At 47.1% G+C, this 599-nt stretch carries 1 protein-coding gene; it reads left to right on the forward strand.

Translation table 11 applies throughout. The features are described 5' to 3' along the window. Positions 1-217 precede the first annotated feature (217 nt). Positions 218-599 (forward strand): AAA family ATPase (locus FCK22_RS18015; protein WP_136720757.1); only part of this gene is annotated, 382 nt, incomplete at its 3' end.

The following is a 599-nucleotide window of genomic DNA, read 5'->3' on the forward strand; positions in this document are numbered from 1 at the left end:
AAAAAACGGTCGGGAAAGAGGCGGCCGCTCATTCGCTGTGTGGGAAATGGTGCAAATCCTGCTATCCGATCCCATGCATTGAGACGTTTCTAGTATGGCTACAAATTACTTAAGGAACAAACGGATAAGTTGTGCTAGTTTAAAAGTAGAACTGCCTAGCCATTTGCCAACAGGGCACTGACAAAGCACTTAAGGGTCAGCTTTAAAAGAAGTATTTATGAAAATTAAGAAGGTACACGTACAAAATTATCGCTCAGTTATCGATAGCGAAGAATTTGAGGTCAACGGCGATAAGACCATTTTAGTCGGACCAAATGAGGCCGGTAAAACAGCGTTACTTCAAGCTATCCAGCACCTCAACCCCCCGGACGGCATCAAGCCACTTAGCGCTTTAAGGGATTATCCGCGAGCTCATTACAACAAAATCACGTTGGGTGAAGTCGATCCTGCGGGCGTTCGCGTGGTTGAGGCTGAATTTGAGCTGAACGACGATGATCGTGAGTATCTGCCGGAAGGGATGAAAGGCGCAAGCTATGTCCTTTGGCGCAACCTAGACAACTCGACTGGCCATAGGCTAACCAACGCGCCAGCCAAAAAAA

Source organism: Sulfitobacter sp. 15WGC (assembly GCF_005068605.1).
GTDB lineage: Bacteria > Pseudomonadota > Alphaproteobacteria > Rhodobacterales > Rhodobacteraceae > Sulfitobacter > Sulfitobacter faviae.